The sequence below is a fragment of the Arthrobacter sp. C9C5 genome, from assembly GCF_013359735.1.
GTDB lineage: Bacteria > Actinomycetota > Actinomycetes > Actinomycetales > Micrococcaceae > Arthrobacter.
In genome coordinates, this window is the sequence record NZ_JABFMX010000003.1 from 168727 (window position 1) to 193815 (window position 25089).

At 68.0% G+C, this 25089-nt stretch carries 28 protein-coding genes; 9 read left to right on the plus strand and 19 right to left on the minus strand.

All coding sequences use genetic code 11. The features are described 5' to 3' along the window. Positions 1-37 precede the first annotated feature (37 nt). A complete protein-coding gene (locus HNO80_RS03525; RefSeq protein WP_175321447.1) occupies positions 38-919 on the plus strand; it encodes a 1,4-dihydroxy-2-naphthoate polyprenyltransferase in 882 nt (293 codons plus the stop codon). A gap of 58 nt (positions 920-977) precedes the next feature. On the opposite strand, the gene HNO80_RS03530 is transcribed toward HNO80_RS03525, so the two are convergent. Next, positions 978-1286, minus strand: coding sequence for a DUF4229 domain-containing protein (locus HNO80_RS03530; RefSeq protein WP_175321448.1), 309 nt, complete (start codon positions 1284-1286; stop codon positions 978-980). A gap of 150 nt (positions 1287-1436) precedes the next feature. Here HNO80_RS03530 and HNO80_RS03535 point away from each other — a divergent pair, with 150 nt between their 5' ends. Beyond that, positions 1437-1862 (plus strand): PLD nuclease N-terminal domain-containing protein, encoded by a 426-nt coding sequence (locus tag HNO80_RS03535; RefSeq protein WP_175321449.1) that lies wholly within the window; start codon positions 1437-1439, stop codon positions 1860-1862. 263 nt (positions 1863-2125) lie between these two features. Here the strand turns inward: HNO80_RS03535 and ccsB are convergent, their stop codons facing one another. The 5 genes from ccsB to HNO80_RS03560 are packed head-to-tail and all read right to left on the minus strand — an operon-like array spanning position 2126 to position 7112. Continuing rightward, entirely contained in the window at positions 2126-3226 is a 1101-nt protein-coding gene (gene ccsB / locus HNO80_RS03540; RefSeq protein ID WP_175321450.1) for a c-type cytochrome biogenesis protein CcsB, read from the minus strand. Beyond that, positions 3226-5067 (minus strand): cytochrome c biogenesis ResB family protein, encoded by a 1842-nt coding sequence (locus HNO80_RS03545; RefSeq protein WP_175321451.1) that lies wholly within the window; start codon positions 5065-5067, stop codon positions 3226-3228. Before HNO80_RS03545 ends, ccsB begins: the two co-directional genes overlap by 1 nt. After that, positions 5067-5822 carry a cytochrome c biogenesis CcdA family protein gene (locus tag HNO80_RS03550; RefSeq protein ID WP_175321452.1) on the minus strand — a complete coding sequence of 252 codons (756 nt, stop codon included), beginning with the start codon at positions 5820-5822 and terminating at the stop codon, positions 5067-5069. The genes HNO80_RS03545 and HNO80_RS03550 overlap by 1 nt, the downstream gene beginning before the upstream one ends. A 10-nt stretch (positions 5823-5832) precedes the next feature. Continuing rightward, positions 5833-6444, minus strand: coding sequence for a TlpA family protein disulfide reductase (locus HNO80_RS03555; protein WP_175321453.1), 612 nt, complete (start codon positions 6442-6444; stop codon positions 5833-5835). 2 nt (positions 6445-6446) lie between these two features. Next, positions 6447-7112, minus strand: a complete 666-nt coding sequence (locus HNO80_RS03560; RefSeq protein WP_175321454.1) for a histidine phosphatase family protein — start codon at positions 7110-7112, stop codon at positions 6447-6449. A 214-nt stretch (positions 7113-7326) separates the two neighbouring features. Between HNO80_RS03560 and HNO80_RS03565 the strand changes: the two genes are divergently transcribed. The 3 genes from HNO80_RS03565 (at position 7327) to HNO80_RS03575 (ending at position 9733) form a co-directional block, all read left to right on the plus strand. Next, on the plus strand, positions 7327-7875 hold the full coding sequence (locus HNO80_RS03565) for a YceI family protein (RefSeq protein ID WP_175321455.1): 549 nt from the start codon (positions 7327-7329) through the stop codon (positions 7873-7875). Between the two features lie 210 nt (positions 7876-8085). Next, positions 8086-8670: a hypothetical protein gene (locus HNO80_RS03570; RefSeq protein WP_175321456.1), complete on the plus strand. Its 585-nt coding sequence runs from the start codon at positions 8086-8088 to the stop codon at positions 8668-8670. Between the two features lie 214 nt (positions 8671-8884). Then, a complete protein-coding gene (locus HNO80_RS03575; RefSeq protein WP_175321457.1) occupies positions 8885-9733 on the plus strand; it encodes a GtrA domain-containing protein in 849 nt (282 codons plus the stop codon). Between the two features lie 47 nt (positions 9734-9780). Here HNO80_RS03575 and HNO80_RS03580 read toward each other — a convergent pair whose 3' ends face one another. Then, on the minus strand, positions 9781-10476 hold the full coding sequence (locus HNO80_RS03580) for a redox-sensing transcriptional repressor Rex (RefSeq protein ID WP_175321458.1): 696 nt from the start codon (positions 10474-10476) through the stop codon (positions 9781-9783). Between the two features lie 103 nt (positions 10477-10579). Beyond that, positions 10580-10852 carry a glutaredoxin family protein gene (locus HNO80_RS03585; RefSeq protein WP_175321459.1) on the minus strand — a complete coding sequence of 91 codons (273 nt, stop codon included), beginning with the start codon at positions 10850-10852 and terminating at the stop codon, positions 10580-10582. A gap of 119 nt (positions 10853-10971) precedes the next feature. Between HNO80_RS03585 and HNO80_RS03590 the strand changes: the two genes are divergently transcribed. Further along, entirely contained in the window at positions 10972-11790 is an 819-nt protein-coding gene (locus HNO80_RS03590) for an HAD family hydrolase (protein WP_175321460.1), read from the plus strand. Positions 11791-11960: 170 nt separating this feature from the next. On the opposite strand, the gene HNO80_RS03595 is transcribed toward HNO80_RS03590, so the two are convergent. The 3 genes from HNO80_RS03595 to HNO80_RS03605 form a co-directional block, all read right to left on the minus strand. Next, positions 11961-12059 carry a 30S ribosomal protein bS22 gene (locus HNO80_RS03595; protein WP_003792170.1) on the minus strand — a complete coding sequence of 33 codons (99 nt, stop codon included), beginning with the start codon at positions 12057-12059 and terminating at the stop codon, positions 11961-11963. Positions 12060-12253: 194 nt separating this feature from the next. Continuing rightward, positions 12254-12466 carry a helix-turn-helix domain-containing protein gene (locus HNO80_RS03600; protein WP_175321461.1) on the minus strand — a complete coding sequence of 71 codons (213 nt, stop codon included), beginning with the start codon at positions 12464-12466 and terminating at the stop codon, positions 12254-12256. Between the two features lie 192 nt (positions 12467-12658). After that, positions 12659-13771, minus strand: a complete 1113-nt coding sequence (locus tag HNO80_RS03605; RefSeq protein WP_175321462.1) for a 3-deoxy-7-phosphoheptulonate synthase — start codon at positions 13769-13771, stop codon at positions 12659-12661. A 291-nt stretch (positions 13772-14062) separates the two neighbouring features. Here HNO80_RS03605 and HNO80_RS03610 point away from each other — a divergent pair, with 291 nt between their 5' ends. Further along, on the plus strand, positions 14063-15418 hold the full coding sequence (locus HNO80_RS03610; RefSeq protein WP_283810439.1) for an alpha-hydroxy acid oxidase: 1356 nt from the start codon (positions 14063-14065) through the stop codon (positions 15416-15418). Between the two features lie 34 nt (positions 15419-15452). Here the strand turns inward: HNO80_RS03610 and HNO80_RS03615 are convergent, their stop codons facing one another. Both HNO80_RS03615 and HNO80_RS03620 read right to left on the minus strand, forming a co-directional pair. After that, positions 15453-15995: an ArsR/SmtB family transcription factor gene (locus HNO80_RS03615; RefSeq protein ID WP_175321463.1), complete on the minus strand. Its 543-nt coding sequence runs from the start codon at positions 15993-15995 to the stop codon at positions 15453-15455. A gap of 89 nt (positions 15996-16084) precedes the next feature. Further along, on the minus strand, positions 16085-17308 hold the full coding sequence (locus HNO80_RS03620) for an acetoin utilization protein AcuC (RefSeq protein WP_175321464.1): 1224 nt from the start codon (positions 17306-17308) through the stop codon (positions 16085-16087). Positions 17309-17410: 102 nt separating this feature from the next. Between HNO80_RS03620 and HNO80_RS03625 the strand changes: the two genes are divergently transcribed. After that, positions 17411-18844 (plus strand): TrkH family potassium uptake protein, encoded by a 1434-nt coding sequence (locus HNO80_RS03625; protein WP_175321465.1) that lies wholly within the window; start codon positions 17411-17413, stop codon positions 18842-18844. Between the two features lie 40 nt (positions 18845-18884). Then, positions 18885-19523: a potassium channel family protein gene (locus tag HNO80_RS03630; protein WP_175321539.1), complete on the plus strand. Its 639-nt coding sequence runs from the start codon at positions 18885-18887 to the stop codon at positions 19521-19523. 30 nt (positions 19524-19553) lie between these two features. Here the strand turns inward: HNO80_RS03630 and HNO80_RS03635 are convergent, their stop codons facing one another. The 6 genes from HNO80_RS03635 to HNO80_RS03660 form a co-directional block, all read right to left on the minus strand. Continuing rightward, on the minus strand, positions 19554-21122 hold the full coding sequence (locus HNO80_RS03635) for an FAD-dependent oxidoreductase (RefSeq protein ID WP_175321466.1): 1569 nt from the start codon (positions 21120-21122) through the stop codon (positions 19554-19556). Between the two features lie 75 nt (positions 21123-21197). After that, positions 21198-21791, minus strand: coding sequence for an HhH-GPD-type base excision DNA repair protein (locus tag HNO80_RS03640; RefSeq protein ID WP_175321540.1), 594 nt, complete (start codon positions 21789-21791; stop codon positions 21198-21200). A gap of 47 nt (positions 21792-21838) precedes the next feature. Continuing rightward, positions 21839-22672 (minus strand): pyrroline-5-carboxylate reductase, encoded by an 834-nt coding sequence (proC, locus tag HNO80_RS03645; protein ID WP_175321467.1) that lies wholly within the window; start codon positions 22670-22672, stop codon positions 21839-21841. Between the two features lie 246 nt (positions 22673-22918). Beyond that, positions 22919-23260: a YciI family protein gene (locus tag HNO80_RS03650; protein ID WP_175321468.1), complete on the minus strand. Its 342-nt coding sequence runs from the start codon at positions 23258-23260 to the stop codon at positions 22919-22921. A 172-nt stretch (positions 23261-23432) separates the two neighbouring features. Continuing rightward, positions 23433-24452, minus strand: coding sequence for a Ppx/GppA phosphatase family protein (locus tag HNO80_RS03655; protein WP_175321469.1), 1020 nt, complete (start codon positions 24450-24452; stop codon positions 23433-23435). A 97-nt stretch (positions 24453-24549) separates the two neighbouring features. Then, entirely contained in the window at positions 24550-24999 is a 450-nt protein-coding gene (locus tag HNO80_RS03660) for an SseB family protein (RefSeq protein ID WP_175321470.1), read from the minus strand. Positions 25000-25089: the final 90 nt, after the last annotated feature.

A 25089-nucleotide genomic window follows, 5' to 3' on the forward strand; every position in this document is an offset into this window, starting at 1 on the left:
CCACCAGATCAACACCCAAACCAACGAGGTACTGAACGTGGCCACAGCCGCACAATGGATCCAAGGCGCCCGTCTGCGCACCCTGCCGGCTGCAATCGCGCCGGTCCTGATCGGGACTGCAGCCGCCTACGAGATGAACGCGTTCCGGCCCGTCAACGCCCTGCTGGCCGCCATGGTGGCCCTGTTGCTCCAGGTCGGCGTGAACTTCGCCAACGACTACTCCGACGGCATCCGCGGCACCGATGAGGACCGGGTGGGCCCGCTCCGGCTCGTGGGTTCCGGGGTGGCGAAGCCGGAGCACGTCAAGCGGGCAGCGTTCGCGGCGTTCGGCCTGGCGATGCTGTTCGGACTGATCCTGGTCATCATCACGCAGGCCTGGTGGCTGATCCTGGTGGGGGTGGGCTGCGTACTTGCCGCGTGGGGCTACACCGGGGGCAAGAACCCCTACGGCTACCTCGGCCTGGGCGACCTGTTCGTGTTTGTGTTCTTCGGGCTGGTGGCCACGCTGGGCACCACCTACACCCAGGCCGGCCAGCTCAGCCTCGCGGCCATCATCGGTGCGATCGGCACGGGCCTCATCGCCTGCGCCCTGCTCATGGCGAACAATGTCCGGGACATTCCCACCGACCGCGTGGCCGGGAAGAAGACGCTGGCTGTCCGGCTGGGCGACAAGCACGCCCGGGAAAGCTACGTGCTGATGCTCGCCGTGGCGATCCTGCTGGTGATTGTGCTTGCGCCCGGGCGGCCGTGGATGCTGATCGTGCTGCTGCTCATCCCGGCCATCCTGATGCCGTCCTGGCTGATGATCGCGGGCCGGCGCCGCAAGAGCCTGATCCCGGTGCTGAAGCAGACCGGGTTGATCAATCTTGGCTACGCCGTGCTGTTCTCGCTCGGCCTGGTATTGAGCCGCGGCTTCTAGGGCTGGTTCCGGCTGGTTCCGACTGGTTCCGGCTGGTTCCAGCGTGTGCTGGCGGGCTCTAGGAGTCCTTGGGCCGGCTGTCGGTGCGCACGGTCACGTCCGGGTGTTCATCCACCAGGCGGTCTTCGGCGTCGGCGTCGTCGACCTCCCCGGCACTGCGCAGCGGCTTGGCTTTGCCGGAGAAACGCTGGTGGATCGAAGCGGTGGCCGCATCGCGCTGCTTCTGGAAGAACAGGAAGCTGATGGCGAAGGCCATCATCCCGGCGCAGAGCGCGGCCAGCAGCCAGCCAAGCTGCAAATAGACAAACAGGGCGAACAACGGCACAAACAGCGCCAGACGGATCAGGGAGTATTTCAGGAAAGCCACGCTTCCAGTTTAGCCGTCCCGGCCAGGGCAGGAACCCGGCGGCCCGCCTGCCGCTGCGTTGGGGCACACGAGTGGCTGACCGGCTCCGGCCGGTGGGGTGCCCGGCGGCTGCCCGGCGCCGGAAGCTCGCGCGGAGGCTAAACTGAAGCTATGCTCCGTGTCGTGGTACCAATCCTTGTACTGGTCGTCTTTGTCTACGGACTGATCGACCTCATCCGGACTGACGCACGTCTGACCAAGGGCATTTCCAAGCCGGCCTGGATCGTGGTGCAGATCGTCCTCCCGGTGGTCGGCGCAATCCTCTGGTTCCTCATCGGCCGGCCCCGCGGCGAGGCCGCGGCCGCCCCGGCCACGTACCGCCACCCCACCGCCCCGGACGACGATCCCGACTTCCTCCGCAACCTGGAGCTGCGCCGCCGCAACCAAGCGGAGGCGGACCGGCTCAAGAAGCTGAAGGACGAGCTGGACGCCAAGGAGCGCGAGCTTGGCAACGGCACCGGAGACGCCCCCGGCACGGAATCCGGCGAAGCCCACGGCAGCGGCGACCCCACGCAGGGCACCGACGAGGTCAAGTAGGCCCGTCCGTCGGATTCCCCGGCCCTCCTCCCCCGCGCCTCGACTTCCTTTCCGCTACGGATTCGGACCAGCGCTACGCGGATCCGGATCGCGCCAGACCGAAACCGTAGCGGAAATGTAGAAGGTGCGCGCGGATGCGGGCTGCGGTGGTCCGAAACAGCCGCGAACCCGCCCGCACCCACCCCGCGCCCATCTGACAGGAATGGCCGCTAAGCGGGGTGGCTTAGCGGCCATTGATGGCGAATCGACGAACTCCCGGCGCCCTACAGCCCCGAGTAGGAGTGCAGGCCGTTGAAGAACTGGTTCACGATGGTGAAGTTGAAGACCACGCACAGGTAGCCGACGATCGAGAGCCAGGCCGCGCGGGTCCCGGTCCAGCCGCGGGTGGCGCGGGCGTGCAGGTAGCCGGCGTAAACCACCCAGATCACGAAGGTCCAGACTTCCTTGGTGTCCCAGCCCCAGAAGCGGCCCCAGGCCTTCTCGGCCCAGATGGCGCCGAACATCAGCGTGAACGTCCAGCCGACGAAGGCGATCGCGTTGATCCGGTAGGAAAGGTTCTCCAGGCTCAGGGCGTTGGGGACCAGGCGCATGAAGCCCAGCTTGTCGGCCCCTCCGGCGGCAATGGTCTTCTGCCGGTGCGACTGGACCAGCTGCAGCGCGGACATCGCGAACGTCAGGGTGAACAGGGCCGAGGACAGCACGGCGATGGAGACGTGGATGATCAGCCAGTAGCTCTGCAGCGCCGGCACGAGGTGCCCCACGGGCGTCCAGAACGCGATCGAGGCCGCGACCAGCATGATGATGGCCAGGCCGATCACGAAGGTGCCGAGGAAGCGCAGGTCGCGGCGGATCAGCACCAGCAGGAAGACCGCCACCGCCACGAACGCGCCGGTGGTCAGGAACTCGTACATGTTGCCCCACGGCACCCGGCCCGCGCCGATCGCGCGGGTGATGACGCCGGCCGCGTGGATGGCGGCGCCCAGCACGGCGAGGGCGACGGCGACCCGGGCCGGAACCCGGCGCTCGGCACCGTAGCGCATGCCGCCGTCGGCGGTTACGCCGGCTCCGTTTGCCTGGCTGCCCGAGACCGACGACGTCGGGCGCTCGGCACGCCCGACGGGGCCGCTGACCTCGGAGTCTGCGCGGTCCACGGCTACGGAGGAACCTCCGACGCCGGCACCCACCGGGACACGGGCCGTCTCGGCGCCGGACAGTTCCGCCGCCTTCAGGTCCACCGCACGCAGGGTCTTGCTGCTCTTGGCCAGGTCCCAGGCGAAGGCGATGAAGGCCACGGTGTAGGTGCCGGCTGCGAGCAGCATGAAGAGCTCGCTGTACTGGCCCATGGTTTCGTTGATGGGGAACATTACTGATCCTTCTTTGACTCAGGCGAGCCTGCTGTGGACTGGATGAAGTCTGCTGCGGGTTGGTCCGTGGAGGCCTGCGTGCCGGCGTCGGCGCGTGCGCCGGTGTCCGCCCGGTCATTATCCGCTGTCGCGCTGGGAACAGGCTGGGAATCCGCCCCGGAATCGTCCGCCGGCCTGTCATCGAGCGGCCAGGCGGCCGACAGCAGGGCCCGGATGGCGGCGGCTTCCCCGGCCAGGCGGTGGTCCTCGCCGCGGGCCAGGAGGCCGTACTCCACCATGGTGCGGCCGTCCTCGTGGGTGCCGGTGCGGACCCAGACGCGGCGGCGGTTGACGTACAGCGAGGTGACCAGGCCCGCGACGGCGAGCAGCGCGAAGAACAAGGCGTAGCCCTGGCCCGGGTTGTGGTGGATGTCCACGCCGACGTAGCGCTTCACGCCGTCGAAGCTGATGGTGCCCTTGCCGTTGGGCAGGGTGTGGGTGGTTCCGGGGGTCAGCACGATGCCCTTGGTGGGCAGGTTGCGGGCGTTGAGCGGCGTCAGTTTCTTCACATCGAGCTCGAACACGTTCTGCGGCGAGCCGCTGTCCAGGCCGAGGTCGCCGTAGTACGAGTTCAGCGTCAGCTGCGGGTTGAACAGTTCAGGATCGCCGCTGAAGGAAACGCCTTCCTTCGTGATGAATGCGGTGGGCAGGAAGAAGCCCGCGAAGGCGAGCTGCTCCGGCTTGGCATCGGGGACCTTGATGACCACGGAGGAGTAGTAGTTATCGCCCTGCAGCTTGGCCACCACCGGGCCCTGCATGGCGATGTTGCCGGCGCCGTCCCGCACCGTGACCACCGGGGCGTAGCCGTTGCCGGTCAGATAGATGCTGGTACCGCCCAGGCTGAGCGGGTCGTTGACCTTCAGCACCTCCTGCTTGGCCGGCGCGCCCGGGTTCTCCTTGGTGGTGACGTCCGCCTTGAAGTCGATGGGCTGGCCGAACTTGCCCTTCGATTCGCGGTCAAAGGTGATGTGAAACTTGTCCAGCTGGATGGAGTAAGGCTCCAGCTGGCTGCTCTGGAAATTGGTGCCCGGGGTGAACTGGTCGTAGCCCACCAGGGTGTTCACGAAGGTGTCCCCCTCGACCAGGATCCGTTGGCCGCTGTAGCCGAACAGGCCGCCGGCCGCGACGGATACCAGGACACCGATCAGGGCGGTGTGGAAGACGAGGTTGCCGACCTCCCGGAGGAAGCCGCGTTCCGCGCCGAGCGAGGGCCGGTCGCCGTCGCGGTCCCGCACATCGACGCGGTAGCCGCGCTTCTTCAGCAGCGCGGCGGCGTCGTCAATGGCGCGCGACGCCGGGATTCCGGCGTCGGCGGGGACCACCAGGGTGCCGTACTCGGGCAGCCGGGAGAGCCGCGCCGGGGTGCGCGGCGGCTGGGAACGCATGGCCTTGTAGTGCACGATGGCGCGGGGCACCACGCAGCCGATCAGCGAGATGAACAGCAGGATGTAGATCGCGGAGAACCACGCCGAGGAGTAGACATCGTAGAGCTGCAGGGAGTCCAGGATCTTGCCGTAGTCCGGGTGGTCCTTGATGTACTGGGTGACCACCGCAGGGTTAGCGGGCCGCTGCGGGAAGAGCGATCCGGGCACCGCGGCCACGGCGAGCAGCAGCAGCAGGAACAGCGCGGTGCGCATGCTGGTCAGCTGCGTCCACGCCCAGCGGAGCATGCCCACCGGCCCCAGCGAGGGCAGGACAGCGCCTGCCTTCGCGGCGGAGACACCCGCCTGGGCGGAATTGGTGCCGGTCTCGGGCGTGCCGGGGGACGGGGATTTCTTCTCTACGTTCACTCGCTCGCTCATCAGATCGGCAATTTCACATCGGTTTGGAACCAGTACTGCAGCCCGGACACCCAGGCTCCCCACACCCCGCTGGCCATCAGCACGCCCAGCACAATCAGGATCCCGCCGCCGGTGCGCTGGATGGCGAGCCGGTGTTTGCGGAAGAAGGAGAGCACCCCGATGCCGCGGCGGACGGCCAGGGCGATCAGCAGGAACGGGATGCCCAGCCCAAGGCTATACACGAAGGCCAGCAGGGCGCCCTTCGCGGCCGACGATCCGCCGGAAAGGCTCAGCAGCTGCACAGCCGAATAGGTCGGGCCGATGCACGGGGCCCAGCCGAGGCCGAAGGTGATGCCCAGCAGCGGCGCACCCCAAAGCCCGGCCGGCGGCTTGGCGTGGATCTTCGCGTCGCGCTGCAGCCAGGAGAAGCCGCCCATGAACACCACGCCCATCACGATTACCAGAACCCCGAGCAGCTGCGTAATCCAGGCGTTCTGCGAGCCGGTGATCAGTGTGCCCAGCTGGCCGAAGGCCCCGCCGAGGAGCACGAAGATCACCGAGAAGCCCAGGACGAACAACCCGATCCCGGCCAGCATCCGGCCCCGCTTCTGCTTCTGCAGGTCGACGCCGGTCAGGCCCGTCACGTAGCCAAGGTATCCAGGCACCAACGGCAGCACGCAGGGCGAGAGGAAGGATACGAGTCCGGCCAGCAGCGCCACCGGGATGGCGAGCAACAGCGAACCGTTCAGGATGGCTTCGGCGAAGGGGCTGTTCACGGCGCCGGCCTTACTCGGCCACGGCGGCGGCGATGAGGGACTTGAGGGTGCCCTTCTGGATTTCGCCGAGCACCCGGGAGGCGACGCGGCCCTGCTTGTCGAGCACCAGCGTGGTCGGGACCGCGCCGGGCGGAACCAGCCCGGAGACGGCCAGCAGAACCGCGCCGTCCTTGTCGTTGAAGCTCGGGTACGTCAGGTTGAAGGTCTTGTCGAACGCTTCGGCCGTCGGTTTTTCGTCCCTCAGGTTGACGCCGAAGAACTGAACGCCCTGGCTCTTGAACTCCTGGTGCAGGGCCTCCAGCGACGGCGCCTCCACCCGGCACGGGGCGCAGGCGGCGAACCAGAAGTTGAGCACCGTCACCTTGCCCTGGAACTGCGACGCCGTGACTTCGGTGCCGTCGAACAGGGTCCCTTTGATCTCCACCGGTTTTTTCCGGTCAGCAGCGGCGAATTCGGTCACCGAGCCGTCGCCGGCAACGTAGTTCTTGTTGTCCCCCGCCTTGGCCTGCTTGGCGAGGTCGTCCTCCTGGGCGCAGCCGGTCAGGCCCAGGACGACGGCCAGGGCCGCGCCGCCGGCCGTGAGGACGCTGCGCCGGGACAGCCGCGAGTCGTTTTCGAACATGCTCAGGCCCCCGGGGTGCGGGAGGCACCGGGCAGGAGGGCGGCAGCGGGCTCGCTGTACTCGACGCGCAGCAGCGTTCCGCCGTCGTCGAACATGAGGGAGGTCACGGAGGTGAGCGTGCATTCGCGCTTGCGCGGGTCGTGCCACAACGGCCTGCCCTCGGCGCTGAGCCGGGTGGCCCAGATGGGCAGCTGGTGGCTCACCAGGATCGCCTCGGCGCCGTCGCCGCCGAGCTCGATGGCCCGCAGGCGTGCGTCCTGCACCGCCGCGGTCACCCGCGCAGCCTGCTCCTTGTACGGCTCGCCCCAGGACGGCCGGAGCGGGTTGCGCAGCATCGGCCAGTGCTTCGGCTTGAAGATTTCGCCCTTGGACACCTGCAGCCCCTGGAAGTAGTTCGCGGCCTCGATGATCCGCTCCTCGGTGGCGATTTCAAGGCCGAGGGCCTGGGAGATCGGCTGCGCCGTTTCCTGCGCACGGGTCAGCGGGGAGGCCGCGAGGTGCACGATCCTCGCCCCCTGCGCGGCGCGTTCACTAAAGTGCTCGGCAAGCATCCGGGCCATCTGCTGACCCAGTTCGGAGAGGTGGAACTCGGGCAGCCTGCCGTACAGGACGCCTTCGGGATTGTGGACCTCGCCGTGGCGGAGCAAGTGAACAGTGGCTTGGGGCATGTGTACCAGTTTCTCAAAGGGCAGGGGCAATGACGAAATCTTCTACGAGAGGTAGAACTGAAACTTTTTCGGAAATGTTCCCCGGCGGCGGAATAAAAGATGCAAATGCATGTTTATACTGGGTGAAGCAGTTAGTTGAGACTTCAACCAAAGAAGTGGCGACCGACGACCAGATGAACTTCCGCACGACCCACCCGACTCAAGGAGAACCACCATGGCACTTCCCGCCAACCTCACCACCGGCACCTGGACCCTCGACTCCTCGCACAGCGAAATCGGCTTCACCGTCCGCCACGCGGGCATCAGCAAGGTCCGCGGCCAGTTCAAGGAAGCCGACGCAACCCTGGACCTCGCCGAGAACGTCGCCGACTCCAAGGTGAACGCCACCATCAAGACCGCGAGCTTCGACTCCGGCGACGTCAACCGCGACGGCCACGTCCGCGGCGAAGACTTCTTCGACGTCGAGAAGTTCCCGGAGATCTCCTTCGTCTCCAACGCCATCGTCCCCAAGGGCGACGCCTACGAGCTCCAGGGCGACCTGACGATCAAGGGTGTCACCCGTCCCGTAGCGCTGGAAACCGAGCTCAACGGCGTGGCCGTTGACCCGTTCGGCAACACCCGCGCCGGCCTGACCGCCGAGACCACGATCAGCCGCAAGGACTTCGGCCTGACCTGGAACGCCGTCCTCGAGGCTGGCGGTGTGCTGGTCAGCGACAAGGTTGCCATCAACCTCGAACTGGCCTTCATCGCCCCCGCAGCGTAGTCCACGCCGCCCCGAGTGGCGCACAGGGCCCGTCCACGCGCCGCCCTCTTCAAACACCCCGCGCCATCCCCGGATGGCGCGGGGTGTTTGCTTTAATCGGGGCCGCTGCCGGGGCTGACTTCGGCGCGTTCTACGAAGGCGCCGGGCAGCCTCCGCTCCCGCTCCGGAGTCGGCTAGGAACCACCAGTTCCGCGGTCTAAAGTGAAATCCATGAGCAATACCGGCGACGTCCCCGAGCCCGATCAGCCAGGCGCCAATCCGCCGGAACCGGGCAGCGTTCCGCCGGTCGGACCGGGTCAGCCCAGGCGGTTCGGCAGGCTACGGATCGAGTGGCCGGCCGACCGGCCGCGGAACTTCCGGGACACACTCCCCCTGGGCGGTTACTCCGGGATCCTCAACCTCCCGGCCATGCCCACGGAGCTGAAGATCTCCTACTGGGTCTGGGTGATTGGCGGGTTGCTGGGCCTGCTCGCAGGCGTGATCGGGCTCTTCGGCACCCTGGTCCTCTTTGTGGTCTCGCCGCCGGCGGGCATCCTGCTGCTACTGCTGGTGCTGGTGGCGGTCGCCTTGGCCGCGGCACAGGTCACGCTGGCGATGAAGATGAAGGAGGGCTGGGAATGGGCCAGGTTCGCCCTCACCATCGCCGCCGGCGTCAGCCTGGTGCTCGCCCTGGCCAGCATCGGCGTCGCGGGAGGCGGAAGCTGGCCCGGCTTCGTCATCAGCCTGGTGGCGACCGTGCTGATGTGGCTGCCGAAGTCGCAGGCCTGGTTCGACGCGTTCAAGGGCCGTTCCTGACCTCCCTCTGCACCAGGCTGCTCCTTGGCGGCTTCGTGTCCGAAAAACGCGGATTGCTCCGTGCCGGCGAGTCCAAAAATGCCCCTCAGAATACTTCTGCGGAATGACCCAAACCGCCGCAAGCGCGGGGTACGGTGTAGCTAAACCATGCTGGGGGCAGGGTGAAGACACTGGTCCCGGTAGCCCATCCCGTCATCGAAATGCAAGGACCGCCATGAGTAACCCGCCAGTCGAGCCTTCCAGCCCGGACGGACCCGAGTCGGGCAAGCAGACTCCGCAGTACGGCCAGAACGCTCCCCAGTACGGACAGCAGCCGCCGGCTCCGCAGTGCGGGCAGAACGCCCCGCAGGCACCCCAGTACGGCCAGCAGGCTCCCCAGTATGGCCAGAACGCCCCACAGTACGGGCAGCAGGCTCCCCAGTACGGCCAGCAGGCTCCCCAGTACGGACAGCAGGCTCCCGGCTATGGCCAGCAGCCGCCGGCCTACGGTCAGGCCCCGGGCCAGTTCGGCCAGAGCCCCTACGGCCAATCCCCCTACGCGCAGTATCCGTCGGAGCTTCCCACCGGTGGCGCCGGGACCAGGCCGCCGCAGCTCGACCTCGCCTTCTGGCTCATCATCGGTGCGGGCATCCTGTCCCTCATCAGCAGCCTGGTTGTGTCCTTTACCGGGGCGGACTACTTTGAGACCGCCATGCAGCAGGCCGGCGCCCAGCAGGGCAGAAGGCTCTCTGCGGACGAACTCAATGCGGTGCGGGCAATCGTCCCCATCAGCGGCATCATTGGCGGCCTCATCTCCTTCGGGCTTCACGCGCTGGTCGCATTCCCGGTCCGCAAGGGCAAGAATTGGGCCCGCATCCTGGGAACGGTCTTTGCCGCCCTGTCGCTGTTTGGCCTGTTCGGCGGCGTGTTCGCCTTCGGCGTCGTCTCCGGCGTGCTGCAGATCATCGTGATCCTGATGGGCGTGGCCGGCATTGTGATCCTGTACCTGCCGACGGTTTCCCCCTACTTCCAGAAGCAGCAGCCGTTCTCCAACCCGTACGCGCAGAACCCCTACGGCCGCTAACCCAGGGCCCCTGCAGAGGGCGCGGGAACCGGATGGGCCGACTGAAGTCAGTCGGCGTCTTCCGGGTCCTGCGCCCTTTGTGCGTGGTAGGCGAGAATCTGCAGTTCGGTGGCCATGTCCACCTTGCGGAGATTGACCCCCGGCGGGACCTGCAGCATGACGGGGGCGAAGCTCAGGATGCTGCGCACGCCCGCGGCCACTACCCGGTCGCACACGCTCTGCGCCACGGCCGCGGGCAGCGCCAGAACCACCATGTTGGTCCCGGTGCGGCGCAGCACGGCTTCCAGATCCGCGGCGTCGCTCACCCGCAGCCAGCCCACCTCGCTGCCCACCACCATCTGGTCGGCGTCGAAAATCGCCACGATGTCAAAGCCCCGGGACTCGAAGCCGCCATACCGGGCGAGGGCTTTGCCGAGGTTGCCGGCGCCGACGATCGCAACTTTCCAGTCGTGGGTTAGGCCCAGGGCCGCGGCAATGTGCCGGTTCAGGTACTGCACCTCATAGCCGACCCCCCGCGTTCCATAGGAGCCCACATAGGAGAGGTCCTTGCGGAGGGTGGAGGAACTGACGCCCGAAGCCTCAGCGAGCGATTCGGAGGAAACCCGGTCCACCCCTTCAGCCAGCAGGGTGGTCAAGGCGCGCAGATAGAGCGTCAGCCGTGCCACGGCCGCGGGCGGGATCTGCTTGGCGGCAGGTCCGGCTCCCCCAGGCAGGGCGTCGGGTGAGGAATCCAGCGAAGTCACTATCTGCTCCATTGCGTCGCGTTGTGACTCCACTCTAGAGCCCCTGTAGTTCGGGCCACAAAGCAGCAGCCCGCGGCCCCGCAGCCGCCTGCCCGGGGTGCAGTCAGGCTGACTGGCCGAGGGCGCGGCGCAGGGTTCGGGCCAGCCGAACCTCGTCGATCCGCCAGAAATCCCGCTGGACCCCGTCCACCAGCAGCACCGGGATCTCCTCGGCGTAGCGCTCGCGCAGGGCGTCGTCGTCGTCGATGGACCGCTCGGACCAGCCGAGTCCCAGCGCAGCGGTGACCCGGCCGACGGCGTCGCGGGCGTCCGCGCACAGGTGGCAGTCAGCTTTGGTGATGAGTACGACATCGGGAAGGGGCGCGGGTTTGGCCATGGTTCCACGGTAGCCCGGCGCCCGGTCCGGCGTCGACGCGACCCGGTGTTCCAACCGGGCGGCCGGTGCGGGGGCCCATTCTGCGCGTGGGATCCTCCGGCATTGACTAGACTCGTGGCATGCCCGAGGAGAAGATCGTCGCTGTGGCCACGCGGCCTGTTGCGTCACCGCAGCACGGCGAAGCCGCCTTCTTCGACGTTGACAACACCCTCATGCGGGGCGCCAGTCTCTTCCACGTGGCCCGCAAAATGCATCAGCGCGGGGCGTTCACCATTCCCCAGGCGGCGGGGTTCGCCTGGAAGCAGCTGATGTTCGTGTTCCGCGGCGAAAACATCGACGACGTCCACGCCGTCCGCGACACCGCCCTGAGCCTCGCCTCGGGCTTCACCGTGCAGGACATCGAAGCTCTCGGCGAGGAAGTCTACGACGAGATGATCGAGTCCCGGATCTGGCCCGGCACCAAGGCCCTGGCCGAACAGCACCTGCGGGTGGGCCGCCGGGTCTGGCTGGTCACGGCGACGCCGATCGAGGTGGCCACCGTCATTTCCACCCGGCTGGGCCTCACCGGCGCCCTCGGCACCGTCGGCGAGATCCGCGACGGCTCCTACACCGGACGGCTGGTGGGCGAGATCCTGCACGGCCCGGCCAAGGCCGTCGCAGTCCGCGGCATTGCCGAGGCGGAGGGCCTGGACCTGAACCGCTGCTGGGCCTACAGCGACTCCCACAATGACATTCCGCTGCTCAGCATGGTCGGGCACCCGGTGGCCATCAACCCCGACGCCCGGCTGCGCCGCCACGCCCGCGAACACAACTGGCCGGTCTACGACTTCCGGTCCGGCCGCCGCGCCGCGACCCTGGGCCTGAAGGCCGCGACCGTCGGCGGGGCCATCTACGGTCTCTGGCGGGGCTTCTCCCGCTTCCGGGGCCCCGCGGCCTAGGCGCTTCCCGGGGCCCGGCCGGCTTTCGGCTACGCGTTCGGACGGGCGCACCCCGGACCCGGGTGCCCCTGTCCGGAACCGCCGCGTTTTCCCGAATCCGGCGCGCTTTGCCGAAAAGAAAATGCCCGCCGCCGTGAAGGCAACGGGCATTGACGCTGTTCGAAGTATCTCTACTTCTTGTTGCGACGCTGGTGGCGCGTCTTGCGAAGCAGCTTGCGGTGCTTCTTCTTGGCCATACGCTTGCGACGCTTCTTAATAACTGAACCCACGAAAGTTCCTTACCGGCTAGATGCAGTACCTGCCCGTTGGGAAGGGTCCGCGGGCTAAGCAAGCAGACTGAACAACTGACAGGTTCTTACAATGACGTAAAACGTTCCTTAACAGGGTACCGCCTATCCGGGGCACACCACGACCGCAGGCCCCGCGAGGGGGTCTGCCGTGGCCCTGTGCGACAGCAGAAGACTCAGGCCGACTCAGTACGTCCGTCGACAACAGCACCCTTGAGATACTGTTCGACGGCGTTTTCCGGAACCCGGTAGGAGCGGCCAAAGCGCACCGCCGGCATTTCGCCGGAGTGCACCAGGCGATACACGGTCATCTTTGATACCCGCATTACATCCGCGACCTCGGCCACGGTGAGAAAGCGCGCGTTGGAGAAGTTGGCCTCCGAAGACATTTCCCTATTCCTTTTGCTCAAGCGAACGGCTGCCCCGTCTGAACGACATGGCGGTGTGCCGATGCTGAGCCATCAAACAACCATGTGCTAGATACTCTAGGGGTTCATGGTGCCAATGTGAAAGGTTTCCGCAGGATTCTGCGAAGGATTTCCGCAGGATTGTCCCACTTGGCCCCTCCTGGGTCCCCGCACTCAGCCCCGGACCCGCCGGGTGCGTGCCGACGCCGCCAGCTGGCCGAGCAGCGCCGCCGTCACGTCCCAATCCATGCAGGCATCCGTGACACTCTGGCCGTACAGCAGCTGGTCGGTTCCCGCGGCGTGTTCGGCAACGTCAAGGGACTGCGCCCCGCCCACCAGGAAGCTCTCCAGCATGACGCCGGCGATCGCGGACGCGGAGGCCCCGCCGTCCTCGAGCTGGGCACCGATCTCCAGCGCGACCTCGGCCTGCCGGTGGTGGTTCTTGCCGCTGTTGGCGTGGCTCGCGTCCACGATCAGCCGCGGGTTCAGCTGCTTGGCGGCGAGCCGGGCGGAGGCGGCTTCGACGTCGGCGGCGGAGAAGTTCGGGCCGTCGCTGCCGCCGCGCAGGATGACGTGGGTGTCGGGGTTTCCGGCGGTGCTGACCAGCGCGGCCCTTCCGTCGCCGTCGATCCCCAGGAAGGCCTGGGCGGCACCCGCGGCACTGCAGGCGTCAAGCGCCACCTGCAGGCCGCCGTCGGTCCCGTTCTTGAAGCCGATCGGCATGGAAAGCCCGGATGCCAGCTGGCGGTGGATCTGGCTTTCCGTGGTGCGCGCCCCGATGGCACCCCAGGCGACGAGGTCCGCCATGTACTGCGGGCTGATGGGCTCGAGGAATTCCGTGGCGGTGGGCAGTCCCAGCGCGGTGACCTGGCGCAGGAACTGGCGTGCGGCGCGCAGGCCCGCGGCAATGTCGTGGCTGCCGTCCAGCCGCGGATCGTTGATTAGGCCCTTCCAGCCGACCGTGGTGCGCGGCTTCTCGAAGTAGGTGCGCATGACAATCAGCAGGTCTTCGCGGTGCTTCTCGGCCTGGCTGACCAGCCGGCGGGCGTATTCCAGTCCGGCCTTGGGATCGTGGATGGAGCACGGGCCCACGATCACCAGGAGCCGGTCGTCGACGCCGTCCATGATCGCGCGCACTTCGTCCCGGCCGCGGCCGACGACGTCGGAGCCCCGGGCGTCCAGCGGGAGTTCCGCGATCATCTCCTGCGGGGTGGGCAGCGCGGTGAATTGGCTGATGCGCAGGTTGGACGTGGTCTGCTGGCTGTCAGGGGCTGCTTCGATGCTCATGTTGGGGTCCTGTTCCAGGTGCGGAGCGGGCCCTGATCAGAACCCGCCGGAGAAATGGCGAAGGGCAGAGAATGATCTCTGCCCTGTTGGCTCTGAAGGTGTGTTGGATGCGTGTCAGTTAGACGCGGGCCCCTCCAGAGCCAACGAAAAATACGCATACCAACGGTTAGTCATGCCACCGACCATAGCCCCGTCAACCGCCGAAGGGCAAAGCGGCGCCGTAATATTCCGACGGCGTCCCCTAGAGTGTGGTTGGACCACAGACTGTGACGAGACGCACCGGAGGCAGCAATGACGCAACCCCCAATCATCGGCAACCCCGAGGCCCCGACGACGCCGGAGGACACCGCTACCGACCATCACACCGGCGGGACGCCCGCCGGCGTTGGGGGCCCGGCGCCCCGCGGCGGCGGACTGCCTGCCGCCCTCAAGCGCCGGGTGCCGAAGTACGCGGACCTCGCACCGCTGATGCAGTTCAAGAAGCCGGACTTCGGCCGCGAGGCGAGGCTGCGCCGGGCCAGCACCATCTGGGACCTGCGGGAGATGGCCAAGCGGCGCACCCCGAAGGCGCCGTTCGACTACACGGACGGGGCGGCCGAGGCCGAGATCACCCTGCGCCGGGCCCGCCAGGCCTTTCTGGACATCGAATTCCGTCCCGGCATCCTGCGCGACGTCTCCAGCGTGGACCTCGGCACCGAGATCCTGGGCAAGGCCGCCCGGCTGCCGTTCGGCATCGCGCCCACCGGCTTCACCCGGATGATGCAGTCCGAGGGCGAGTACGCCGGCTCCCGGGCCGCCGCGGCCGCCGGCATTCCGTACACGCTCTCCACCATGGGCACCGCGTCGATCGAGGACGTTGCCGCCGCGGCCCCGGACGGCCGCAACTGGTTCCAGCTGTATCTCTGGACGGACCGGGACCGTTCGCTGGAGCTGATCGAACGCGCCGCCAGGGCAGGCAACGACACGCTCATGGTGACGGTGGATACCGCCGTCGCGGGCGCCCGCCTCCGCGATGTCCGCAACGGCATGACCATCCCGCCGGCGCTGACGCTGAAGACCGTGCTGGACGCTTCCTACCGGCCGGCGTGGTGGTTCAACTTCCTCACGCACGAGCCGCTGACCTTCGCCTCGCTGTCGCGCTACACCGGCACCGTGGCGGACCTGATCAACTCCATGTTCGATCCCACCCTGACCTTCGCGGACCTTGACTGGCTGCGCGAAACGTGGAAGGGCAAGCTCGTGGTCAAGGGCATCCAGACCGTCGACGACGCGCGCAAGGTGGTGGACCACGGCGCGGACGGCATCGTGCTCTCCAACCACGGCGGCCGCCAGCTGGACCGGGCCCCCATCCCGTTCCACCTGCTCCCGGAGGTCTCCGCGGCGCTCAAGGCGGACAACAGCGACGCTGCGGTCATCCTGGACACGGGCATCATGAGCGGCGCGGACATCATCGCGGCACTGGCGCTGGGTGCGGACTTCACCCTGATCGGCCGCGCCTACCTTTACGGTCTGATGGCCGGCGGCCGGGCCGGGGTGGACAGGGCCATCCAGATCCTGGAGACGGACATGCGCCGCACCATGGCGCTGCTGGGCGTCAGCCGGATCTCCGAGCTCACCCCGGACCACGTCCGGCTCCTCGCCCGGTAGCCCACGGTTCCGCGAGAGGGCAGTGGGGGGCGGGTTACTTCCTGCGGCCGAATTTCGGCAGGTTGGCCAGCAGGTCCGCGGCGCGGGTGGCGGCGCGGCCCACCGTCCGGCCGATCTGCTGCGGCCGTTTGTCCTCCCCGGCGGTGCCGACGGGGATGGCGACGGCGGGGCTGAGCGCGCTGCCCGCGGGGCGTTCGGCCAACGCCGATGCGGCCGGTTCCGGTGCGGTCGGCGGGGTGGTGACGGCGGCGGCAAGGCTGTCCGGGCCGGGTGCCGGGGTGGCGGCCGGCGTCGAGGGCTCGGCGGCGGCGGCACGGCCGACGTCGAACGTCTCCAGCCAACTGGCGACGCCGGCCAGCGGCTTGGGGTTAAGGGCGTAATAGCGTTTCTGGCCCTGGGCGCGCATGCTGACCAGGTCTGCTTCGCGCAGGACCTTGAGGTGTTTGGAAATGGTGGGCTGGCTCGCCTCGAGCTCCTGGACCAGCTCCCCCACCGCTTTGTCCCCGTTGCGGAGGGACACCAGAATGTCACGCCGGGTTGCCTCAGCAATGACGGCAAATACGTCGTCTGTCACCATGCCCTCCACCCTAGCGACATATACGCCAGATGGCATCCACTAATTACGGGCGCCTGCGCGGGCTTGGCCCGGCAGTCCGGAACCGCCGCCTAGTCGAACCAGGGATCCAGTCCGTAGAGCGGGAAAACTTCCTTGCGGGTGGCCATCACGGTGCGGTCCACCTCGTCGTTGGGGTCGAACCCGACCTCCCAGGAACGCCACCAGAGATCGACGTCGTCGCCCATCACCGTAGGCGGTTCGACACCGTACTTGGCGCCGTACTTTTCCTGCACATAGTGCCGCCAGTCCTCGGGGACGGCGGTCCGCAGCGGGACCGGGCGCCCGGCGGCGATCGCGATCAGGTGGCTCCAGGAGCGCGGGACCACCGTGATCACGTTGTAGCCCCCGCCGCCGGTGGAGATCCAGCGGTTCTCGCAGTAGCGGGCCGCGAGGTTGCCGATCGCCGTGGCGGCCTCCCGCTGACCGTCCACGCTGATGTTCAGGTGCGTCAGCGGATCCAGGCGGTGCGAGTCACAGCCATGCTGGCTGACGATGACCTCCGGCTCAAAGGCTCCCACCAGCTGCGGAACGATCGCGTGGAAGGCCCGCAACCAGCCGGCATCCCCGGTCCCGGCCGGGAGCGCCACGTTCACGGCGCTGCCCTGGGCGTTCGGGCCGCCGATCTCGTTGGCGAAGCCGGTGCCCGGGAACAGCGTCAGCCCGGTCTCGTGCAGCGAGATCGTCAGCACCCTCGGATCGTCCCAGAAGATGCTCTGCGTTCCGTCGCCGTGGTGCGCGTCGACGTCGACATACACCACCCGTTGCACGCCGCCGTCGAGCAGCCGCTGGATGGCCAGGGCGGCGTCGTTGTAGATGCAGAAGCCGCTGGCCCGCTCGCGGGAGGCGTGGTGCATGCCGCCGCCGAAGTTCACGGCCCGGACCGCGCTGCCGTCCAGGATGGCGGCGGCCGCCAGCAGGGAGCCGCCAGCCAGCCGCGCACTGGCCTCGTGCATGCCGGCGAAGGCCGGGTCGTCTTCGGTGCCGAGGCCGCGTTCCAGGTCCGGGGTGTCCGGGTCGGCACTGACGCGGCGGACGGCGGCGACATATTCCGCGCTGTGCACGGCTTCCAATTCCTCGTCGGTAGCCACCGAGGGGGCCGCCACGCTGACGTGGTCCAGGTCCAACAGTCCCAGGCTGCGGGCCAGCCGTGCGGTGAGTTCCATCCGTTCCGGCGCCATCGGGTGGCTGTGGCCGAAGTTGTAGGCCGTCATGGCAGAGTCCCACACCACCGTCGTCGGCAGGGCGGTCTGGGCGAGTCCGGGCAGGAAGGTCATCAATCACAGGCTACCGGAGCGCACCGCCCCGATCCCCGTCCTTGCGCGGAATATAGTGGTTTACTACTGAAGGACGCCGTTTCAACCGAGGACAAGCCGCACATGACGCAAAGCCAGTCGAGGTCACCGAGCCCGGCCAGCTGGCACCCCGGCCAGCCGGAGCGCGAGGGCCTGTGGATCTTCACCCGGTTGCGCGACTTCGTCGACGACATCGCCAACACCTCCCCGGCCCGCCTGGCCGTGTCCGCCTTCGTCGTGGTCGTCCTGATCTTCACCACCCTGCTCTCCCTGCCGGTATCCTCGGCCGCGGGGCAGCCGACGCCCTTGCACCAAGCCCTCTTCACCGCTGTGTCCGCCGTGTGCGTGACCGGGCTGACCGTTGTTTCCACGGCCGTGCACTGGTCCTTCTTCGGCCAGCTCGTGATCCTGGTCGGCATCTTCGTCGGCGGCCTCGGTACCCTGACCCTGGCGTCGCTGCTGGCACTGATGGTCAGCAAGAAACTCGGTGTCCGCGGCAAGCTCATCGCCCAGGAGGCCATGAACAACGCGGGCCGCCTGGGCGAGGTGGGCACCCTGCTGCGGATCGTCATCGTCACGTCCGTGGTCATTGAGGCAGCCTTGGCCGCGGCCCTGATTCCGAGGTTCCTGGCGCTGGGCGAAAGCGTCGGCCAGTCGGTCTGGCACGGCGTCTTCTACTCCATTTCCGCGTTCAACAACGCGGGCTTCACGCCGCATTCGGACGGCATCGTGCCGTACGAAACCGACCTGTGGATCCTGATTCCGCTCATGATCGGCGTCTTCCTCGGCAGCCTAGGCTTCCCGGTCGTCATGGTGCTGCAGCAGAACGGCCTGAACTGGAAGAAATGGAACCTGCACACCAAGCTGACCATCCAGGTCTCGCTGATCCTGCTGGCCGCGGGCACCGTGCTCTGGGGGCTGATGGAGTGGGAAAACATGCGCACCATCGGCGGCATGAGCCTGGGCGACAAGCTCACGCACTCGCTCTTCGCCTCCGTGATGACCCGCTCGGGCGGCTTCAACCTGGTGGACCAGAACCAGATGGACTCCACCACCATGCTGCTGACCGACGCGCTGATGTTTGCCGGCGGCGGCTCGGCGTCGACCGCCGGCGGCATCAAGGTGACCACCATCGCGGTGATGTTCCTGGCCATCATCGCCGAGGCCCGCGGCGACGCGGATGTGAAGATCTACGGCCGCACCATCCCGGAGGGCACCATGCGGGTGGCCATCTCGGTCATCGTCGCCGGTGCCACCCTGGTGGCGGTCTCGGCCCTGCTGCTGCTGCAGATCAGCGGCGCGTCGCTGGACCGGGTGCTGTTCGAAACGATTTCCGCGTTCGCCACCGTGGGCCTGAGCACCAACCTGAGCGCCGAACTGCCCCCGGCCGGCGTCTATGTCCTCACCGTCCTGATGTTTGCCGGCCGCGTCGGCACCGTCACCCTCGCCGCTGGGCTGGCCCTGCGCCAGCGCAGCCAGTTGTACCACTACCCGGAAGAGAGACCGATCATTGGCTAGTTCCTCAGGCGCCGTCAACCGTCCCGCCCACAATGCGCCCGTGCTGGTCATCGGGCTGGGCCGCTTCGGCGCGTCCACCGCAGAGCAGCTAGTGAAGCAGGGCCGCGAGGTGCTGGCCATCGAACGCGATCGGAACCTCGTGCAGAAGTGGGCCAGCGTGCTGACCCACGTGGTGGAGGCCGACGCGACCAACATTGACGCCCTCCGCCAGCTCGGCGCGCAGGAGTTCAGCTCCGCCGTCGTGGGCGTGGGCACCTCCATCGAGTCATCGGTGCTGATCACGGTCAACCTCGTGGACCTCGGCATCGAGCACCTCTGGGTGAAGGCGATCACGCCCTCGCACGGCAAGATCCTGACCCGCATCGGCGCCAACCACGTGATCTATCCGGAGGCCGACGCAGGGGTCCGTGCCGCGCACCTCGTCTCCGGCCGGATGCTGGACTTCATCGAGTTCGACGACGACTTCGCGATCGTTAAGATGTACCCGCCGCGCGAGACCGTGGGCTTCACCCTCGACGAATCGAAAGTGCGCTCGAAGTACGGCGTCACGATCGTGGGCGTGAAATCCCCGGGCGAGGATTTCACCTACGCCCGGCCGGAGACCAAGGTTTCCGCGCGGGACATGCTCATTGTCTCCGGCCACGTGGACCTGCTGGAACGGTTCGCAGCGCGGCCATAGCACCCCCCGTGCCGTCGGCCGGAGCCCGGCCTAGACGCCGCGGCGGCCGGAAGCGATGACGTCAGGGGCGGGGCCGGCGGCCAGGTTCCTTGTGGCCGGCCCCTGGATAACGGTGCCGTCAGTGGTGAACCGGGACCCGTGACAGGGGCAGTCCCACGTCACGTCCGTCCGATTGAACTCCACGGTGCAGCCCAGGTGCGTGCAGACGGCCGAGACCGCGTGGACGTCCCCCGTGGGACTGACGTACACGGCGGTTTTGGCCCCGCTGACGTCCACCACCTTCCCCTCTCCCGGGGCCACCGACGCCGGAACGACCAGCGCAGCAGACGCAGCAGGCGGAGCCGCACCGTCGGCGCCCGGTATCCCGCCCGCCGGGCGCACCCCTTCCGCCGGGCGCGCCGATTCCGCACGCGTTGTCGGTGCGCCCCTGGTGCTGTCGAACACGGCGGCCCACGGGTTGGCGGTGCCGCCCAGAGTGTCCCGGAGGATCAAGGCGGCGGCAGTGCCGTTGGTGAGGCCCCATTTTCGCAGCCCGGTGATCACGTGGACGTGCCGGGACTCCGGAGCCATGCGGCCCACGTACGGCAGCCCGTCGGCAGGCATGGCGTCCTGGGTGGACCAACGGAAGGCGATCTCCCCGGCGCCCAGGCGGTCGCGGGCGAAAGCCGCGAGCCGCCGGTATCGTTCGGCGGAATCGACGCTTTCGGTGGCCGGGTGTCCTTCACCGCCGGCCAGCACGTAACTGGTGCCTTCGACGTCGACGGTCAGGATGGAGCGCATCGGCTCATCAACGCTGACGAAGGTTGCGTCCAGCGGAGCCACCGCGCTCCGGGCAGCGACGATATACGATCGGTGCGCGTAGCATCGCCCGGCGTAGAGCCCGACATCCCCGAACGGCAGGTTGGTCGCCACAATGATCTCCTTGGCCCGGACGGAGCCCCGCTCCGTAACCACCACAGCCGGAGCGCCGTCGCGGAAGCTCGTGGCCGGCGACTCCTCAAAGACGAAGCTGCCGTTCCCGTGCACGGCACGGGCCAAGCCCTGCACATACCTGAGCGCGTGGATCTGGGCCTGGCCATCGAACCGGACGGCGCCCCGGACCGCGAAGGGCAGCGGAACCTCTGTCGTGAAGGATGCCGGCAGCCCCAGCCGCGCGGCCAGCGCCGCTTCCTCCCGGACCAGCGCAAGCGCCTGCACGGATACGGCGTAGGTGTAATTGGCCACCCGCCGGAAGCCGCAGTCGATTCCCTCCGCCGCCACAACGGCCGCCACGTGTTCGATTGCCGCCTCGTTGGCCTGCCCGTAAATGCCGGCCGTGGCGTCGCCGTGGCGGGCCGCAAGGTCGGCGTAGGCAAGCCGGTGCAGTGAGGTGACCTTGCCCGTGGTGTTCCCGGTGACGCCGGTGCCCACCCGCGCCGCCTCCAGCACCGCCACCGTCTGGCCCGCCCGTTTCAGGGCCAGCGCGGCAGTCAGTCCTGCGATGCCGCCGCCAATCACGGCAACGTCCACGTCCAGGGACGCGTCGAGGGGCGCGTACGTGGCGGCTCCGCCGGTGGCAGACCAGAGGGAAAGTAGTCGTCCTGCCGGCTGTTCATTCACGGTCCCGACCTCCACGCACTAGGTTCCCTCCGCCGTCGGGCGCGTCCCGGCGTCGCTGGCTGAGCTACCGCAGGATCAGGGCCCGGCGGTCTTCGCAGCCTTCGCGGCGGCCTTGGCTGCCTGCTTGCTGGCCCGTACCTTGTTCAGCGACTCCGGATCCACGATGTCAGCGACGGACAGGAAGGCGTTCTCCTGGCCGTAGTGGCCGGCGGCCTCGCGCCAACCGTCAGCCTGGAGCCCGCACTGCTTTCCCAGCAGCGCCAGGAAGATCTTGGCCTTTTGCTCGCCGAATCCCGGCAATGCCTTGAGCCGGCGCAGCACCTCCTTCCCGTCGGGCCCACCCTGAGTCCAGATGGCCGTGGCGTCGCCGTTCCATTCAGATTGCACCGTCTCAGCAAGGGCCTGGACGCGGCCGGCCATTGATCCGGGGAACCGGTGGACGGCCGGGCGCTCCTTGAACAGCTCCACGAACCCTTGCGGATCGTAACCGGCGATCGCGGCGGGGTCCATGGACCCGAGACGCGACCTGATCTTTTCCGGCCCGGCAAAGGCCGATTCCATGGTCACCTGCTGGTCCAGCAGCATGCCGGTGAGCAGGGCAAACGCGTCGTCGCTGAGAAGCTTGTCCGCTGCGGGATCCCCTGTGATGTGCAGTTCCATGGGTCCCATCCTGCCACCCGGCCCGGTCTGCGTCATGGGTTGCGCCCGCGTTCCGGCTAGCCGAGCTGCCTGGTGATTTCGGCGGCCCGCTCGGCGGCGGCCCGGGCGCCGTCGGCGATGATCGCCGGGAGTCCGCGCTCGTCGAAGGTGGCGATCGCCCGTTCCGTGGTGCCGTTCGGGCTGGTCACTGCCTTGCGCAGGGCCGCGGGGTCGGCGCCCGGCTCGGCCAGCATGAGCCCGGCGCCGGCGACAGTTTCGCGCGCCAGCAGCAGCGAGAGTTCGGGGTCCAGGCCTAGTTCGGCCCCGGCCGCCGCCATTGCCTCGGCCAGGTAGAAGGCGTAGGCCGGGCCGGAGCCGCTGATCGCGGACAGCGCGTCCACCTGTTCCTCGGGAATCTCGACGACGGTGCCGACGGCGGCGAAGATGTCCTTCGCCTGCTGCAGTTGCTCCGCCGAGCAGTGCTTCCCGGCCGAGACGGAGACGACGCCGCGGCCCAGCCGTGCGGGCGTGTTCGGCATGGCACGGATCACCGGCTGTCCGGCCGGGAGCGCCGCTTCCAGTTGCTCCAGCGACACCGCCGCGGCAACGCTGACCACGATGGTGTCCGGCGAGAGCGAACCGCTGATCTCCCGGGCCAAGGCGGCGATTCCCACCGGCTTGACGCCCAGCACCACGACGGCGGCGCCGGTGGCGGCCTGCGTGTTGTTCTCCGGCTCTTCTTCGCCGGCGATGGCCGTGATGCCGTGGTGCCGCTCGGCCAGTTCGGCCGCCCGTTCAGCCCGGCGCACCGTGGCGACAATGTCCGCGGGGTCCGTGCCGCCCGCGATCATGCCGCCCATGATTGCCTCGTTCATTGACCCACAGCCCAGGAATGCGATTCGGTTGCTCATTCCCCCATCATTGCAGTCCGGCCCGATTCACAGCCAGCTCACATCCTGGGCGCAGCTTGCTCACAAAATCGGAGATTAGCGTAGGTACTACCTCATTGAGGGTGCGAGTGATGATAGGCAGTCATGCGGATGTCTGCCCGGCACCGGTGGGCTGCAGCGGGTTTCCCCCATTTTCCCGTGGCAGACCGCCGGTGCCTTCGCCGTTAAACGGCCCCCGTAAACAGCACACCCCCGGCTACTGCTGGGCTAGTGCTGGATGGGCCGCACTTCGATGGGGAGAGTGGTGGCGCGGGCCAGCCTCCCGGCCCAGCCGAGGGCGGCGTCGAGGTCCGGCGCCTCAATCACGGTGAATCCGCCAAGGTGCTCCTTCGCTTCAGCGAATGGACCGTCAGTGATGAGCAGCTCGGTGCCCTCCTGCCGCACGACGGTGGCGGTGTCGGTGGGGTGGAGCCCCGCGGCGAACACCCAGGCCCCGGCGGCCTTCATTTCGCGGTTCAGGGCCTCAAGGTCCCGCATGATGGGTTCCAGGACCTCCGGGGCGGTGGCCGGGCCGACGGGCTGGTAAACGCTGAGCAGGTACTGTGCCATGGTGCTGTCCTCCTTGACGATTGGGCCGGTTCCTTACCGGCCTCTCACCTACCAGACGAACGCCGCGCGTCCGGTTCGACACCTCGCTGCCGGGCATTATCGGTTCGGAGCGCAAGCCGTTCACCTGACGCCGGCCGATCGATGTTGCGTTGCGCCTGTTATGTTGCGCCTGTTACGTGGCCTCCGGCCAGTCGGCGTCGGGTAACTGCGGCTCGGCGGGCTCGTCGGCCTGGGCGACGTGGGGCGCGGGCTGCAGCGGCCCCTCAAAGACCAGCTGATCCAACCGGCGGAGGATCAGACCTTCGCGGAGGGCCCAGGGGCAGATCTCCAGGCTTGGAAACTCGAACATTTCGAGGGCCGCTTCCGCCACCAGCGCGCCGGCCAGAAGCTGGTGCGCGCGGGCCTCCGAGACACCGGGAAGATTCAACCGGTCCTCCACCTCCATGGCCGAGATGCGCTGCGCCCACAGGCCCAGGTCCGTGGCAAATAGTTCCCGCTTGACGTAGGGCCCGGCCCCGCTGGGGGCGGCCCCGGCGATGCGGGCCAGCGAGCGGAACGTCTTGGAGGTGCCGGCCACGTGGTTGGCCTTGCCGAGCTTCGCGAAGTCCCGCACCACCGGCTTCAGTGTGGTCCGGATATGACGGCGAAGCTCCTTGACGCTCTTGGCCGAGGGCGGGTCCTCCTGCAGCCAGTCCCGGGTGAGCCGGCTCGCCCCGAGCGGGACCGACGTCGCCAGTTCGGGAAGCTCGTCCTCCCCGTAGGCCATTTCGAAGGAACCGCCGCCGATGTCGAGGTTCAGCATGGGACCCGCGCCCCAGCCGTACCAGCGGCGGACGGCGAAGAACGTCATCGAGGCTTCTTCGCTGCCGGTCAGTTCCCGGAGCGTCACGGTGGTTTCATGCTTGACCCGGGCCAGGACGGCGGACCCGTTGGTGGCCTCGCGGATCGCGGAGGTGCAGAACGCCAGCAGGTCCTCGGCCTTGTGTTTAGCCGCGAACTCCCACGCTTCGAGGACGAACTCGATCAGCTCATGCTGGCCGGCGTCGTTGATATTGCCGTCCGCGTCGAGGAACTGCACCAGGGAGAGCGGGCGCTTATGCGAGGCGAACGGAACCGGGCGCGCGCCAGGGTGGGCGTCCACGAGGAGGAGGTGGACAGTGTTGGACCCGATATCGAGGACGCCTAGCCGCATGCTGCCATTATTCTCCCCGTAGGGGCTGTGCCCTAACCGGGCGCAATTGCGCAACCTCGCGCCGGTGCCGGTTGCGCCCGGGCGCTTACCCGGGCGCTTAGGCCTGGCTGTCGTCCTGGGCCGCGTCCGGCTCCTGCTCGGACGGTTTGAAGTCCCGGCGGATGTTCGCCACGCCCTCCGGGTCGATTTCAAAACCGTAGACGGCGCCGGGGTTGATGACCATACCCAGCTGGTCGCCGAGGTTGCCGATGATTGCCGAGCCCTGGGTGCCGAGCACGTTCGGCGCCGCGGCGAGGAACTGTTCGGCGACGCGGCTCGGGTGCGAGAAGACGGCCAGCACGGGCTCCCCCGAAGCGTTGGCGAGCACCAGCGGCTCCACCTGGGAGTCCGGGCCGTCGATCGTGTCGGAGCTGACGATGTAGACCTCGTTGTTGAGGAAGGACAGGATGACCTCCACCGGGTTGGCGTCCGGCTGCTCCCCCCGGGCGAGCTTCTCTTCGAGGTCGTTGAGCGGCTGGAGATCCATGGGTTCTGGCTGTTCAGTCATGTTCCTACTCGATCACGTCGCGCCCCGGTCCGCAATTCCTTCGCATCCGGCCAGCCGCTTCGCGGGTTCCGTCCGGGCTCGCGGTTTGGA